At 44.5% G+C, this 16,609-nt stretch carries 9 protein-coding genes; 3 read left to right on the top strand and 6 right to left on the bottom strand.

The window, feature by feature from the left end:
- Nucleotides 1-137: hypothetical protein (locus HY063_01930; protein MBI3500526.1), on the top strand; the 137-nt coding region annotated here is incomplete at its 5' end.
- A gap of 62 nt (nt 138-199) precedes the next feature.
- Here HY063_01930 and HY063_01925 read toward each other — a convergent pair.
- Nucleotides 200-1,726, bottom strand: coding sequence for a hypothetical protein (locus HY063_01925; protein ID MBI3500525.1), 1,527 nt, complete (start codon nt 1,724-1,726; stop codon nt 200-202).
- A gap of 470 nt (nt 1,727-2,196) precedes the next feature.
- Here HY063_01925 and HY063_01920 point away from each other — a divergent pair, with 470 nt between their 5' ends.
- Both HY063_01920 and HY063_01915 read left to right on the top strand, forming a co-directional pair.
- Nucleotides 2,197-3,063 carry a T9SS type A sorting domain-containing protein gene (locus HY063_01920; protein MBI3500524.1) on the top strand — a complete coding sequence of 289 codons (867 nt, stop codon included), beginning with the start codon at nt 2,197-2,199 and terminating at the stop codon, nt 3,061-3,063.
- Nucleotides 3,064-3,078: 15 nt separating this feature from the next.
- Complete coding sequence (locus HY063_01915) at nt 3,079-6,786, top strand: gliding motility-associated C-terminal domain-containing protein (protein MBI3500523.1); 3,708 nt, start codon at nt 3,079-3,081, stop codon at nt 6,784-6,786.
- Nucleotides 6,787-6,800: 14 nt separating this feature from the next.
- Here HY063_01915 and HY063_01910 read toward each other — a convergent pair whose 3' ends face one another.
- The 5 genes from HY063_01910 to HY063_01890 form a co-directional block, all read right to left on the bottom strand.
- A complete protein-coding gene (locus HY063_01910) occupies nt 6,801-7,010 on the bottom strand; it encodes a twin-arginine translocase TatA/TatE family subunit (GenBank protein MBI3500522.1) in 210 nt (69 codons plus the stop codon).
- 52 nt (nt 7,011-7,062) lie between these two features.
- Nucleotides 7,063-7,488 (bottom strand): ATP-binding protein, encoded by a 426-nt coding sequence (locus tag HY063_01905; GenBank protein MBI3500521.1) that lies wholly within the window; start codon nt 7,486-7,488, stop codon nt 7,063-7,065.
- A gap of 7 nt (nt 7,489-7,495) precedes the next feature.
- The gene (locus tag HY063_01900) at nt 7,496-10,855 is read right to left on the bottom strand and encodes a hypothetical protein (protein ID MBI3500520.1); all 3,360 of its coding nucleotides are present in this window, start codon (nt 10,853-10,855) and stop codon (nt 7,496-7,498) included.
- A gap of 97 nt (nt 10,856-10,952) precedes the next feature.
- Nucleotides 10,953-12,236: a gliding motility-associated C-terminal domain-containing protein gene (locus HY063_01895; GenBank protein ID MBI3500519.1), complete on the bottom strand. Its 1,284-nt coding sequence runs from the start codon at nt 12,234-12,236 to the stop codon at nt 10,953-10,955.
- An 87-nt stretch (nt 12,237-12,323) separates the two neighbouring features.
- Entirely contained in the window at nt 12,324-16,583 is a 4,260-nt protein-coding gene (locus HY063_01890; protein MBI3500518.1) for a gliding motility-associated C-terminal domain-containing protein, read from the bottom strand.
- Nucleotides 16,584-16,609 lie beyond the last annotated feature (26 nt).

Raw genomic sequence — 16,609 nt, 5'->3', positions numbered from 1 at the left:
TGTTCACCAGCACTGACACCAAGCGCTGCTGGGACGGAACGAACATGAGCGGCAACCCGGCTAAGGAAGGAACGTACTATTACGTTGCCATCTTTAAGGATGTTGTCTTAAAGGGCTATGTGGAGTTGCTGAGGTAAAAAAATCTTTTCCCATGAAAAATCCCTTCTCCCAAGCGGAAAGGGATTTTTTATTTTCAGCATCAGGATGTTTTAATTTTCTCCCTGATAATTTCCTGGAAAGATTTATTTTTTATTTTGCTCTCGAGCCATGATTCAATATCAAAGTATTTGAAAATATAGTAATGCATTTTTTCGCTGGGAATATTTTCAATTTCTTTTTTCATCCGCCTGAATGCTTCGGGAAGATTTTTTTCCTTGTCGGCACGCGGAAGTTTTTTCAGCAAATCCACCATCACGGTTTCCACTTTTGAAATATGGCTCTTCTTGCGCAGGAACCGGTTAAACGATTCCACGAGGTACGGCAGAATTTCATGATGCCCCGAATCGTAATGTGCAATGAGATAAAAAATATTCAGGAAGTACTGCACTTCGGGGTTGATGGATAAATCAAATTCGTTGCGGAGTTTGTTCAGGTATTGGATGCAGAGTTTCAGATTGCCGAGATAAAAACACGAAATGGCGAAGTTGGTGAGCAGCGCAATTTTTTCAAAGTTGCTGAGTTCGCTTTCGTGTGCTGCCATGCCGCTGATGACGGAAGAAAGTTTTTTCTCCAGTTCCCTGAACTTTGCAGTTTGATAGAGATAATGCAGCGATGCGTTTTCGTGCAGGTAAAAATATTTTGCGCGCTGCGAGTAAGTTTTAACATACGGCAATGCCTTTTCCAGTTGAAGAAGATACGTATATGCCTGGTAATATTTTTTCTGTTCGCTGCGCACGTAAAATAAATTACTCACCATTACGAGATAAAGTTTGATATTGTTTTCCATCACCACCGGAGAAGCAAGGCAGAGGCGTGCGGCCTTGTCTCCTTCCGTGCAGGCGGCATCGAGGTTTCCTTTCGCGTACTGGAAAAAAAATTTCGCTTCGTAAATGCGCAGGCGGCCGGTGAACGATTTTATTCCTTCTGCATTTTTGAAATACGGATTCTTCATCAGTGCTTCCGCCTGCTCCAGAATTTTTTTATCGCGCGTTTTATAATAATGATTGTACAGGTTCACCATTTTCAAACTCAGGTTGCGGCACATCACTGCATCGTTCATAAGCGCGGTGGTGTTGAGCGCGTCTTCGTGCAGCGCGCCTAATTGCCCGAGGTCGTATTTCTCAAGAAGCACATTGAACTCCCAGTGCATGTTTATTTCGAGCAGCGCGTGAAATAAATCGAGCGAGGCGGCATCTTCTTTTGCCTTGCGCAGAAGTTTCATGGAAGGGTCATACAATCCTTTTTTCTGAAGAAGTTCCGAACGGTAAATGTTTCTACGCACCAGGGAATGAATGCTTGAATCGCGGTGGTAAAATTCAAGTGCGTCAAGAATTTTTGAGAACAAATAATTTTTTGCCACCGGAAACTGCCGCATGAATGCCTGGGCTTTGAACTGCTTCTTCAGCGCCTCTTCGTCAAATTGTTTTTGCTTTGCAATGGCATCGAACAACAGAAGATATTTATTGTCTTCCTTTCCGTGCAGTTCGGAGAATTTTTTGAAGTAGCGCTTCTCAGTTTTGCTCAGCGACTGAATAAGTAGAAATAAATCCTGCGAAGGCGTTTTCATTAGACCTCTAAGATATGAATTATAAGATTGCATTATTCCGAAAACAAAATCATCTCTTTCAACCGGTTCTTCCTATAGAAAAACCAGGCAGGGCTGTTTTTCTTTCTCTTATATAAACCTGTAAAGCCGTATGTTTAACGGCTAATTTCTGAAGGCAGATTGCGTTGGATTCATGCGCGCAATGAATGAAATTTGCAGAGCCATGAAACAAAATATTTTTTCAATCAACAACTAAAAATGTTTCCAGATGAAAAAAGTTTTTTGTTTCAGATTTCTTTCTGAAAAACTTGCTGCATGCGCTGCGGTTTTATTTTTTTCTTTCGCTGCGAGCGCGCAATGGATGGCTGTTCCGTGTTCGGGCATTTATTACAACAGTTACACCATTACGCCTACTTCCACTACGCAGCAAATTCCGCCCACTGCTTCGAACACATTTAACACCGGAAGTTCAAAGTATGTGAAAGCGCAGTTTGCCGCAACAGCCGGACAGCAATATTGCTTTGCGCTCGCCTGCGAAGGCAGCGGAGAAATTTACTGCCTGCTCGAACGGAAGCGGCTCTCCGCTGGTGGATTCTTACAACAACAACGGAAATAATAATTTTGGCGGCTGCGGCATGAATCAAATCACGTGGACGGCTCCTGCTACCGCTACCTATTATATATGCCTTTCAGACGGTGGCGGTGCAGGACCTTTCAACGTAATGTTTGGCGCAAACGGAAGCGAGATAGTGAAATTTTATTACAAGACCGGTGGAGGACCCTGCAACACGGTGCTGCCGGTTGAACTTCTTTCATTCACCGGAAAAATTTCCGGCAGCGGAGTATTGCTGAACTGGGAAACCGCTACTGAAACCAACAACGATTATTTTGAAATACAGCGGAAGGATGGAATGCCGGAAGATTGGAAGAATGTGGGAACCATAAAAGGCGCGGGCAATTCTTCTACTGTTCGCAGTTATGAATTTACCGACCCGCTTGAAACTTTAAACCTTAAACCCGAAACTGTTTATTACCGCCTTAAGCAAACTGATTTCGATGGACGATCTGAATATGCCGGCACCATTCCGGTGGAACTTGCTTCGCCCGATGAATGGAAATTATTTTTAAAAAATCCTGCAGGTGAAGAATTGCAGGGCACACTGCTCGCTCCTGAAAACTCGGAAGTTCAACTGGAAATTTTTGATTTGCAGGGAAGAATTCTGCAGAGCGAAAAGCAAAACGCAGTGAAGGGCTCCACGCTGCTGCAACTAAGCATTCGCGAACTTAACAGCGGAATTTATTTTCTCCGCGTGAACGGAGCGGGCAAACAACTTCTGGCTAAATTTGTCAAACTCTGAAACCCGTTCAAGCGTATGAAAAAACTTTCCTTCCCGTTTATTTTTCTTCTTCCGTTTTTTTCTTACTCGCTCGACTGGAACACTTCCTTTCAAACAAAACGCTTCATCGAAAACAAATCGCAGTTTGACGGCAGAAATAATTTGCCCGGCACAAAAATTTTGTATGCGGTGGATTGGGATGCCGCGCAGATTTATTTTACCAAGCAGGGCTTGACGTACCGCTTCGACAAAGCCGAACGGAAAAAAGAAAAAGAGAATGAATGGGGAAAAAAATTCAGGAGCGAAAAAGAATTCCGCGAGCATGAAAAGGAAGAACACTCCGCAAAAATCACCACCGCGCTCATTCATCTGCAATGGGAAAATGCAAACCCCGATGCGGAAGTAACAGGCGAAGACAAATCGGAAGATTATTTCAGTTACGCTACGGCAGCGGGAAAAAACAGCAACTTCATTCCCGCCTATAAAAAACTTATTTACAAAAATCTTTATCCGAATATAGATGTGGAATATATTTTCCCTGAAGGAAAAGAAGGAATAAAATATTCTCTTATACTTCACCCGGGAGCGGATGTTTCAAAAGTGAAAATGAAATATTCCGGTCCCGAAAAAATTTTTACCGATGCGGAAGGAAATATTCATATTCCAACATTGTTCGGAGATATTATTGACCATGCTCCTTTTACTTTCTATGAAAGCAATCATAAAAAAATTTCTTCTTCCTTCTCTGTAAAAAATAATGTTGTTTCTTTTTCTCTTCCTGACGGGGAAGGAAAAGCAAACGCTGCAATCATCATTGACCCCTGGACGGTAAGCCCTGTTTTTACCGGTGGACTGAACAAAGCATGGGATGTTGAAACCGACTATGCCGGCAACGTATATGTATGGGGCGATTCGGTAACCAAACTGAAAAAGTTTAATGCCGCAGGAGCGATTCAATGGACATATAATTCAGGATGGGCTGCTTCCGGCAACTGGATTGGAACATTGATTACGCAGCCGCAAACAGGCGAGAGTTATGTTACTTCCGGTTCGTCCGCAGTCATCCGGAAAATAAGTACTGCAGGCACACAGGCATGGACGGCAAACGGAGGAAGCAACGATGAATACTGGCATGGCTCGTTCAACTGCGATTACACGCAACTGGTCATGGGCGGAACGCGGCTCACTTTTAATCCCATGCTTCAACTCACAGGCGAAGGACGGGCATACACTATTAATTTAACAAACGGCTCTGTCATCAGCAGTGTGGCGGTGGCAAAAGTAGTTTCGTTTCAGCCATTCCCTCCGCCTTTTCCAGCAGTAACCAATCCGAATGAAATACGCGCGCTGTGCAAAGCGCCCAATGGCGATTATCATTTTGCTACGTTCGATACCATTGGTTCGTTCACCACCGCGCTCGCCATTAATTACCGCGCGGCAACCACTTATACATTCAGTTACGGCTGCGCGGGCTATGGAGTAACCAACCAGGGAGTGAACGCCATTGCTGCCACCAACTCCGACCTTTATACACTCACAGGCGCCACGCTTTACCGGAGAAATATTTCCACAGGCGCCATTGTAAACCAGGTTTCTGTTCCGAATGGGATAACTACTACTGCGAGCGGACAAATTTCCATGGGCACCGGAGGAATTGACATTGATTCCTGCGGAAATGTGTACGTGGGCGCGAACGGAAAAATTCATAAGTACGATGCAGGTTTGAATCTGCTTTCTTCCGCCAATGTTCCGGCAGAAGTTTACGATGTGGCGGTGAACACCAATGGCGAAGTGGTTGCCTGCGGAAACGGGTTTGCCGCTTCGGTGAACATGTCGGCCTGCAAAAAAGTTTCACCTGTTTGTTCAACTTCTTCGCTGGCAGTAACCGCAGCAGGCGTGAATCCGAAATGCAACGCGCAATGCAACGGCACTGCCACAGCAACCGTTTCAAGCGGAACATCGCCTTATACTTATACCTGGAGCAACGGACAAACTACTTCCACTGCCACAGGATTATGCGCTGGAAATTATACAGTAACTGTGAAAGATGCTTCGGGCGCAACCAGCACGGCAACGGTTTCCATCACGCAGCCGCCCGCCATTGCAGCAACTACCACCATTACTTCTTCTTCGTGCGGAGGAAACAACGGCAGCGCGGCTGTTTCTTCCAGCGGAGGAACATCGCCTTATACTTATTCGTGGAGCAGCGGGCAAAGCACTTCTTCTGTTTCTAATCTTTCCGCAGGAAATTATTCGGTAACTATTACCGATGCAAACGGCTGCACCACTTCCGCCACTGCGCTTATTACCACCACGCCCAGTTTATCGGTGGCGGTAACGCCAACTAATTTACTTTGCAACGGAGGAAGCAACGGCTCGGCTTCTGCCAACGCAAGCGGAGGAACAGCGCCTTATACTTATTCGTGGAGCAGCGGGCAAACTACTTCTTCCGTTTCCAATCTTTCCGCAGGAACATATACTATTATTATTACCGATGCGGCAGGATGCGCGGGCAATCAAACGGTTTCCATTTCACAGCCGCCTGTAATCACTTCGAGCGTTTCGGTTACCAACACCACTTGCGGTTCGAGCACGGGAGCGGCAACCGTGACAGCAACAGGAGGCACGGGAAACTTAACTTATTCGTGGAGCAGCGGGCAATCCACATCTTCCATTTCCAACCTTGCTGTGGGAAATTACACCTGCACTATTACCGATGCGAACGGCTGCACGCAAACACAAACGGCAAACATTGCAAATGCAAACGGACCCAACGTTAGTGCATCCTCCACCAACACGGTTACCTGCAACGGAGGAAGCAACGGCTCGGCAGCGGCAGCGGTAACAGGAGGCAGTGCTCCTTATACATATTGGTGGAGCAGCGGGCAAACCATTTCTTCTGCCACCGGGCTTTCTGCGGGAACATATACCGTTGTTGTTACCGATGCAAGCGGATGCAGCAATCTTCAGACAATAACTATTGCGCAGCCGCCTGCCGTTACTGCAACGCTTTCTTCCACGCCTGCCAATTGCGGCACGAGCGATGGAACCGCCACCGCAAATCCTTCGGGCGGAAATGCTCCTTTCACGTATGTGTGGAATAATTTCCAGGGAACGCAAACCGCTACGGGGCTTTCTTCGGGAACCTACTCTGTAATTATAACCGATGCGAACGGATGCTCCCAAACTTTTTCCGTATCGGTGGGATTGACGGGAGGACCTAAAGCCGTTGCCGGAACAAGTTCAGCGATTCCTTTCGGAAGTTCGGTTCAACTTTCTTCTTCCGGTGGAACAACCTATTCGTGGTTTCCCTCCGGTGGATTGAGTTGCACCAACTGTGCAAATCCTGTTGCCACGCCAACCGCGAGCACCCAATATTGCGTGAGCGTATCTGACACGAGCGGATGCGCGGATACCGCCTGCGTGAAAATTTTGGTGGAACCGCCCTGCGGAAGCGGTTATTTTCTGCCCAACGCTTTTTCGCCCAACAGTGACGGAGAAAACGATGTGCTGAAAATTTTTCCTCCCGAAATTGTTGCCTGCATCAAAGAATTCAAACTTGCAATTTACGACCGCTGGGGCGAAAAGGTTTTTGAAACCACCAATGCTTCACAGGCATGGGACGGAGTTCCGATGCGACAGGGAAAAGTAATGGATTCAGAGGTGGTGGTGTATGTGCTGCATATTGTTTTTGTGGACGAAACCACCGTGGATAAGCAGGGGAATGTTTCGATTTTGAAGTAAGGAGATAGAAAAAATTACTCGTCCGTCATTTTCTTCACCTCCGCGCTTTCTTTCACCTCATTTACTTCTTTGGTAATTTCTTTTTCAATTCCGCTGGCGGCTTCTTTCATTTCGCGCAGTCCTTTGCCTAATCCGCGCGCGAGTTCGGGAATTTTTTTCGAGCCGAAAAAAAGAAGAATGATGAACAGGATAAAAAAGATTTCGCTTCCGCCTAAATTGAACATAGTAGGTAAAGTTAATTAAAAAGTCCCTTCGATTTCGATCAGGGAAACAAATTCAGGAGGGCTTTTGTTTGTTCAGAATGAATTCCAGAATCACTTTAGTGCCTTTGTCTTCAAAAGAAACATTGTCGGAAAGATGTTTCATCAGAAAAATTCCTCTGCCGGTTGGCTTTTCAATATTCTTCGGGTCGGTGGGGTCGGGAAGATTTGTGTGATCGAACCCGGGACCGTGGTCTTTTACCGTGAAAAATAATTTGCTGTCTTTCATTTTAAAAGTCACCTCAATATTTTTATCGGGGTTTGCTTTGTTGCCGTGCTGAAGAGAATTGTTCACCGCTTCGGTGAGCGCTACGAGAATATGCCCGTATAAATCTTCTTTTATGTCAAACAAATCGCAAACATCGTCCACCAGTTTTTCAACCAGCACCATGTTTTCCGCCTTAGAAGGGATGAGTAATTTCTGATTTTCTGCCAAGACCATTTTTTGTTTATTGTTTTTCGTTTGCTAAATTATTAAAATACTCGGATACTTTATTTTTATAGTAACTTTTAAAAGAGGGAGGCATTGTTTTCAGCAACTCGGTCTCGGTCTCTTTTCGAAGGTTATACTCTTTAAATTGGAAAAGGTTACGTTTTTGTTCATCTTTTGCTTCGGTGGCTTGTCTTTTTTGTTCAGTATCACGTTCTTTCTCTGCCTTTTCGTAATCCAAAAGTTTTTCTAAAATCTGTTGCTGGCGCTTCATTGTTTCTTCCGTAATATTACGGTTCACCACATCTTTTTGTGATTCTTCAATCATCTTCAGCGTATTTTTCATATCGCCCGGGTTCATTCCCCCTTCCTTGTTCATTTGCTGAAGCATTTGCTTGAGGGCTTCCTGCTGCGCGGCAATCTTCACCATTTCCTGGCTCCAGTTTGAATTTCCCTGCTGCCCGCCTTGCTTTTTGCCTTGCTCCATTCCTTTCTTGAGCGCTTCCATTTGCTTTTTTAATTGCTCCTGCATTTGCCGCATGCTTGCCGAAGAAGGTTTTTTTCCATGCCCCGGTTTTTTGCACGAGCCCGGCTTGGTGCACTGCCCGCTGCTCTTGCAATTGTTTTGCATATCGCTCAGCGATTGGTCAAGCATGAGCGCGAGATTGTTTATGGAAGTCATGGAAAATTGCTGCTTCGAAGAAATATCAGGAGCAAAACGATTTTCTCTTTTTCCCATGAGTTCGATGGATTTTTCCATGTTGGAATTGATGGCAGAAATTTCCCTGTTCACTACCGATTGAATAGCCGCTTGCCGTTTACTCAGCGCGAATAAACTATCTTCAATCATTTTGGCATCGTCTTTTAATTTTTTCTGTTGCTGCGAAAGTTTTACATACTGCGGATTATCTGTTTTTGTTTTATCCGCATCTTTCATCAGCGCTTCCTGGTCAAACGAAAGTTGAATGAGGTTGTTCAGAATATCACGCAGCGCTTGTTCGTCTTCGCCTTCCTGCTGTTGCTGCATTTGCGCCATCAGTTCTCCCATCTGCTGCGACATCTGGTTCATCTTTTGAGAAGCGTTCTTCTGCGACTTAGAAGCATTTTTATTTTTTCCGCTGCTTAGTTCCTGCGAAGCGTTCTGCTGGTCTTTTGAAATTTCTTCCTGCTTCTGTTTTGTGTCGGGCATCTTCTCCGGTTTTTCGAGCGCATCATTTTTCTTTTGCAAATCGTCCATCGCTTTTTTAATATCGTCAAATTGTTTGTTCAGTGAATCCTGCTGTTTCTTCAAATCTTTTTCATCCGCTTTTTTATCGAGCGATTTATCTCCGAGTTCATCCTGCTTTTTAGAAAGTTCTTCCAGTTGTTTTAATGTCTCCTGAAACTTCTGCTCGAATTCCATCTTCTTGAAGAGTTCAAGGTTGCGGTCGAGTTCTTTTTCCACATCCTTATTCGACAACTGCATTTTTTCGAGCATCTCCTGGATTTTATTTTTATCCATCTTGTCCATTAATTTCTGCATTTCGTCATATAATTTTTTCATGTCTTCGCTCATCACTTTCTCGAACAAATCCTGAAGTTGTTTTTGTTTTTCCAGCAGTTCGGGATTCGGTTTCTGAAATTCATTCTGCTGCTCGTTGTTCTGCAAGTTTTCTTTTTTGATGTCGTCCATTTTTTTCTCCAACTCTTTTTGCTGCTTCAACAGGTCTTCCAGTTTTTTCTTTTCTTCCCACGAAAGCGTTTTCTTTTCCAAAACTTTTTTATATAAATCTTCCAATTCCTTCTGCAATTCTTTTGCCTGAGAAATGCTTTCTGTCATCTCGCTTTTGATTTCAGAATTTTTCTTCTCGGTGTTCTGCGCAATTTCTTTCAGCGAGGGCGCGTGATATATGAACGTTTGCGACTTGGCGGACTTGCTTCCGTTCACTCCGTCATTGTCCCATACTTCAAAATAATATTCAATCTCATCACCGGGAGAAATGGAAAGATGGGTCATGTCCCAGAAATGATAAAACGATTGCTGCGTAATCGGTTTCGCGATGGGAATATTTTCAGATTTGGGATTTGGGATTTGGGATTTGGGATTTCCTGTTGAGTCAGTGTGCTTGAGAAAATGATAATTAAAAGTTAACCGGCTGAAACCATAATCATCCTTGATATTTCCCGCATAATAAAACTGCCTGAACGAAACAGAATCTTTTTTCTCTTCCACTTCAATGGAAGGAAACATATCGGGCACCACATTCACGGAATAAGAAACCGAATCTTTGTTCTGCAGAAATTCATTGGAAGTGTTGATGGAATAAGTTTTATCCTTCAGGAAAGTTTGTGACGCAGTGAATTTATTTTCTTCCGCAGGCGCGACAAAAAACGCGGTGTCGCCCACGCGAAGTTTCATCTGCTTTGTATTCTGTGTGGAAAAATTCCACGTAACTTTTGTTCCGGCAGGAATTACCAAATCGCCCGTGTTGTGAAGCATTTCATTTTTCTTTCCTATATATTTCGGATAATTCAGCTCCAAAGAAAAATCGAGCAGCATGGGTTTCGGCAGCGCAAGAATTTCATATTCCCTAGAAGAAAATCCATCGGCAGAAAGATGAAACGGAATATTTTTCTGCACGTTCTTGAAAAGAAAACTGAATTCATTTTTGTTTTCTTTCGTCAATTTATATTCTGTTCCATTTAAGTCAACAAAAATTTCATCGGGAATTTCTTTGCCGTTCATTTTAACTTCCAAAAGAAAATCTTCCTGCCGGGGAATTTTCAATTCTTTGTTCTGAATGAGAAACTGGAATGGCGCCTGCTTTTCAAAATAAGTCCGGTGTTCAATCAATCTTTTAGTGCTGTCTTTAATAATGCTGGGCGCGCCAAATAAAATTACAAAGAAAAACAGAAGCGGAATCAATGCATACTTTAAATATTTTTTATTCTGCCGCAAATCAATGGCGGAAGCAAACGGAATGGGTTTGAGTTCTTTTATTTTCTGATTGATACTCGCTTCAACAAGAATGGAAGAGCGTTCAAGATTTTTTAATTGGAGAACATTCAGAAGTTTATCCTGCACATTTGAAAAATGTTTTCCTATGATTTGCGATGCCTCCTCGTTGGAAATTATTTCTCCCATTCGATATAACTTGAGCAAGGGAATGAGGATGAGTTTTGCAATCACATATCCATTCGTGAGAACAAACAAGTAAAATAAAATCGTGCGGACTGTTATGCTGAACTGCCCGTAATATTCCAACAATGCAACTGCTAAATAAAAGGCAAGAAAAACTCCTGTAGTGTAAAGAATTCCTCTGATGAGTTGGTTCTTGTAAAACTTCCGGATGAACTCATCGAGTTTTGCAAGAAGAATATTGTAATCGGATGTATGCATTGCTTATTAAAGATAAGGAAAAACAACAATTTCCATACCTTAAAAATAAAAAACGAATGAGAAGTAAAAATGTTGCAGTAAAAAAACCGGAAAGAAATTATTTCATCAGCGTTACTGTTCCCTTCTTATCAATCTCGGTTCCGTCATTCATGTGCCCTTTCGCTTGGTAGGCATATACTCCTTCGTTACCGTCTTTTCCTTTAGGAGTGGAACCATCCCATCCTTGCGCAGGGTCGGTGGTTTCAAATACAAGGTTTCCCCATCGGTTAAAAATTTTCAGGTCAATATCCTTGATGCATTTATTTCTCACGTTGAAAATTTCATTATGTCCATCGCCATTGGGAGAAAATGCATTGGGAATAAAAAAATCTCCGCAAATCAATTCGTTTCCTGTCAGCGTCCACGGAGCCGAGCCGCTTATGCCCGTTACACTCACCGTGTTTGCATTTGTATTCACAATTCCCACCGGAGGATTTTGCCACGCGCTTCCGCTCCATTTCCATCCTTTCAAATCATCTTCGCTTGCAAAATTGTTGGTGGTTCCCGAAACAGAATTATCCCATTCGGCATCGCGGTAAGTCAAGGTAATATCAGCCACCGCATTGGTGGAATAATTATTTGAGTTGAGAATCCAGTAGCGGTCGAGGCAATAAGAGGCGGCATTTTTTCCGCTTCCGTCAGCAAGATTTGTTACTCCGGTTGGAAACGGCATATTGTTCGGGCTGGCAGTTACATTAGTCGGATACGTAGCAACCGACATATTTCCGTTTGAAGTTTCAACTCCGGCAGTTTTTATGTTCCATAAAAAAGGAAGATATGTTCCGCCAGAAGTTCCGAAAGGATACACATAATTATTTCCCGCAGTTGTGTTGCCCATTCTCCATTCTACAATTCCGTATCCGGCAGCGGGGTCGGTTTCAGAAATTATATAGCCGCTGTTTCGCGTAACTGCCGCGGGAAGCGGGTTGGTCACAATCAGCGTTTTTGAATTCAGGTTAAAGGGCGCATTGTTCAGCGAAAGAACTCCGGATGTTCCGCCAACAATTGTGTTTATGTTCAGCGTTTTTGTTCCCGTGTTCTGGCAATCGAGATTATTGAAAGTGGTGGTCTGGCTTCCTTTAATGAGTTGATTTGCTCCTGCCATGTGAACGGTTCCGGCAGTTGCATCTAATCCGAATGCCGGCTCATGGTTCGTCCAGTCTTGCGTAAAATAAATGTCTCCGTTGTTTTTTATATGCCCCGCAGTGTCGTTGTAAACATCTCCGTCCACAAAAACAATTGCGCCTGCATCGGTATAAAACATATTGGTGGAATTATACAGTTGCGCGTTTGAAAAATTCAGGGCGAAAAGAAAAACTGCTGAGAAAAAAATTTTCTTCATGTAAAGGAAGTTTTGAAAGGGTAAAGATAGGAAAATAATTTTGGTTTGCAAAAAGCAATTTTCCAAAGAAGAACTGCTTTGCTTTTGCTATCTCAGCAGCGTAACCGTTCCTTTTTTTACACCACTGTCGCCATTCACCAGTTCATAGGAGAAATAATAACTGAACACTGCCGTTTCTCCTGTTTTTCCGTGATATATTCCATCCCATCCTTTCGTGTAAATATCATCGGTTTCAAAAACATTTTCTCCCCATCGGTCATAAACAGTGAGGTGAAAACTCCTGAAGCAGATATCGCGCGGAACAAAATAATCATTGTGCCCGTCCCCGTTGGGAGAAAACGCATCGGGAATGAAAAGATCTCCGCAAACATATTCCACCGTAACCGTGGCGCAGGCACTATCTGAACAGTTATTTGCATCCGTAATAATTACACAGTAATCAGTAGTAGCAACCGGTGAAACAGAAATGGTTTGTGTAACATCGCCCGTATTCCATAAATAAGAATACGGAGAAGTTCCTCCCGAAGCCGAAGCGGAAATAGTAGTATTGCTTCCATAATTTACCGACACGCCCGCTGAAGTTGCGCTCGGAGAAGGATTCACATTCACCGTTGCGGTTGCGGTTGCCGTGCAGGTTCCATTCGCGGCAGTTAAAGTATAAGTTGTGTTAGAAGTTGGCGAAACGACAATGGAAGAAGTTGTAGAACCTCCCGGATTCCAAACATACGTTGTTCCTCCGCTGGCGCTGAGCGTAACCGAACTGCCCGAACAAATAGTGTTTCCAGTTGAAGTTACAGATGGATTTGGAACCGGAGTAACGCTAACAGTTGAAGTTACCGATGCTGTGCATCCGTTAGCAGCAGTTACGGTTACTGTGTAAGAAGTATTTGCCGTTGGAGAAACAGAAATTGAATTTGAAGTTTGCCCGGTTGGATTCCAGAGATAAGTTCCTCCTCCGCTCGCAGTAAGCGTTGCGCTTTGCCCCGAGCATATTGCATTGCTTGTTGCCGAAACGCTGGCAGTTGGAGATGGATTTACATTCACAGTAATGTTTGTGTCACTCGAACAATTTCCATTGGAAACAGTCACAGTATAATTTGTAGTGGAAGAAGGAGAAACCACAATCACCGGAGTAGTTTGTCCGCTGCTCCACGAATAATTTGCTCCGCCCGATGCAGTGAGCGTGGTGGAAGCGCCCGAGCAAATAGTGGCGCCCGATGCAGAAATAGTTGCAGCAGGAATAGAATTCACTGCCACATTTGAAGTTGCCGAAGCCGTGCATCCGTTCGCGGAAGTAACTGTTACCGTATAAGAAGAATTTATTGTCGGAGAAACAGTAATTACGTTTGAAGTTTGCCCGCCCGGATTCCACACATAAGTTCCGCCTCCACTTGCAGTGAGCGTTGCCGACTGACCAAGGCAAATCGAATTGCTTGTAGCGGTTACGCTTGCAGTGGGCGAAGTATTCACCGCAACCGCAATGATTGCGGCATCGGTGCAGTTTCCGTTCGATACGGTTACACTGTAGTTCGTATTTGCCACAGGAGAAACAATAATGGAAGAAGTTGTTTGTCCGCCCGGGCTCCACAAATAGTTTCCTCCGCCCGATGCAGTAAGCGTGGCGGAAGTTCCGGAACAAATTGTGAAACTTGATGCCGTAATACTTGCGGTGGGAGTAGAAAGCACCGTTACGTTTGCAACTGCCGCACTCGCGCATTGCCCGTTCGAAATAATTACGGTATAGGAAGTGTTCGAAGTTGGATTATCTGTAATAGATGCGGAAGTGGCGCCTGTGCTCCATGAATACGTTCCTCCTCCGCTTGCTGTGAGCGAAACATTTTGTCCCTGGCAAATAGATGTGTTTCCTGAAATGGTTGCCGAAGGAGTTGGATTCACCGAAACCAAAATACTCGTTGCATCCGAGCAACTTCCTGCCGAAACAGTAACCGAGTAGGTGGTGTTGCTTGCAGGAGAAACAATAATTGAAGCGGTGGTTTGTCCGCCCGGGCTCCACAAATAATTTCCTCCGCCCGATGCTGTGAGCGTAGCCGACTGGCCGGAACAAATGGTATTGTTTCCGGAAACAGAAGCAGTGGGAGTTGCAAGTACATTCACAGTAACAGATGCAGTATTCGTGCATCCGTTTGCTGCAGTAACCACTACTGAATAGGTGGTAGCCGAAGCGGGATTATCTGTAATCGTGGCTGAAGTTTGCCCGGTGTTCCATGAGTACGTTCCTCCTCCGGAAGCGGTAAGCGTAACCACATAGCCCACGCAAATAGTATTGCTTCCTGAAATGCTTGCAGCGGGAGATTGATTTACATTTACCGTGGCGGTTGTGGTGCTTGAGCAACTTCCGTTTGAAACAGTAACTGTGTAGGTAGTTGTAGAAGTTGGATTATCAGTAATTGTGGCTGAAGCAGCTCCGTTATTCCACCACGAGTAATTTCCACCGCCTGATGCGGTAAGCGTAACAGAATTTCCTGAGCATATTGCAGAGGCAGCGCTTATGCTTGCGGTGGGAGTTGAAATTACATTTACCGTGATGCTCGAAGTGCCGGTGCATCCGTTCGCGCCTGTAACGGTCACCGAATAAATTACCGTTGAAGTTGGATTTACCACAATGGTCGGAGAAGTGGAACTGTTGCTCCATGAATAAGTGCCTCCGCCCGATGCGGTGAGCGTAGCAAATTGTCCCTGGCAAATAGTATTGTTTCCGGTGATGTTAATTGTGGGCGCAGAATTTACATTCACGGTTGCCACCACCACGCTGTCGCATCCGGCAATAGCAGACACCCAGCAGCTATACGAAGTAGTTGTGGCAGGAGAAACGGTGATGGAAGCCGAAGCCGCGCCTGTGTTCCACGAATAAGTTCCTCCGCCCGAAGCAGTGAGCACCACGCTGTTTCCCGCGCAGATGCTCGTGGAAGTTGGCGAAACATTCGCTGAAGGTTTCGCGCATACCATGCAGGTAAACGTGGTTGCAGGATTGAATGAAGAATTGCTTTGAGAAAAACTGCTTCCGCTTCCGCCTGTGCGAACAGTGGGAATAATGGTTTTCATGGCCGGAACATACGTGCGTTGAATAGGAACGTAATTGCTCTCGCTGCACGAAGTGCTGGTGTTATCAGTTTTTCCCTGGCTGTCGGTTTTAATCAGTTCGGTTGCCCATCCGCCATACGTTCCATCGGCAGCCATGCTTCCGAGTATATATCCTCCGTTAGTCGCTTCTTCTCCATAGGTAAAAAATCCTCCGAGCGTGCTGGGCTTATAATATTTTGTAAACTGGTGGTTGAATGCGGCATCGAGTTTCACCAAAAACGGGCGGTACGTAATTGCATTTACAATGGCAGCCCAGCCGATGATTGCATAGCCACCGTCTTTTGTATGAACAAAATCGCTCGGCTCGGCAATTCCCACATTTGTTCCGTATGCGGTTGAAGTAATATAATTGCCCGAAGCATCGGTGCGCAAAATAAAAACATCTCCGAAGCCGCTTGCCGCATCGGTAAATCCCATAATGACAAACTGATTATTTCCGGAATCATAAATTATTCTGCGCCCGTCTTCATTTGTTGATAAACTTCCGTACGACCTCATCCATTGAAGATTCCCGCTGAAGTCAGTCATGAATATTAAAATATTGGTAGTGGTGTCGGCTCCGTTATTTTCGCTGTGATAACCGGTAAATACATAACCGGTGGGAACAGTAACCACATCGGTGGCTTCGTCAAAACTATCGAACACGGGAGAAGTAAGCGTATAGGAGCGTCCCCATTGATAGGTGCCGGTAGAGTTTGTTTTAAAAATATAAATACTGGTGGAGTCCTTATCAGGATTCATGGCGCTTTTAGTTTGCGAACCGCCCGCCACAACAAGATTTCCCGAACCGTCTTCTTTCACGCGGTCGCCCCAGCCATCGGTGGAATACGTATTGGAAAAATTAACTGTGCTTGAGTTAGGAACAAACTTCATCAATAGGGCTCTTGAGTTTCTGTTGCCGGTTGCCACATAGTTGCCTCCTGTTTGAAGAAAATCAGAAATGATAAGCGGAGTAAATCCAAATGTGTTGTCTCCCTTATATTTTCTCGCCCACTTCACATTTCCCATCGTATCGGTTTCGAAAACCATTCCGGCCGGAAATAGTTGGCTCGATGCTCCGTAAACCCAGCCCATGGTAATGTATCCGTTGGTGGAATTGCGCGTGGCATTAGGAACAAAAAATCCGTTGCCGCTTGTTCCCAGATTATAAATGTTCTGAAACTTGGTTTGGTTGGTTTGCGGAAAAACAGCGGTAAGCGGTAAGAGGTAAGAAGTAAGAAGTAGGCAGGGTAAATTTTTTTTCATCCTTACTTAAATTAATTGGATGAGCG

This window comes from Bacteroidota bacterium, from assembly GCA_016195025.1.
Taxonomy (GTDB): Bacteria; Bacteroidota; Bacteroidia; order Palsa-948; family Palsa-948; genus Palsa-948.
Note: the sequence above shows the minus strand (reverse complement) of the source record. Positions and strands in the feature narration are given on the sequence as shown.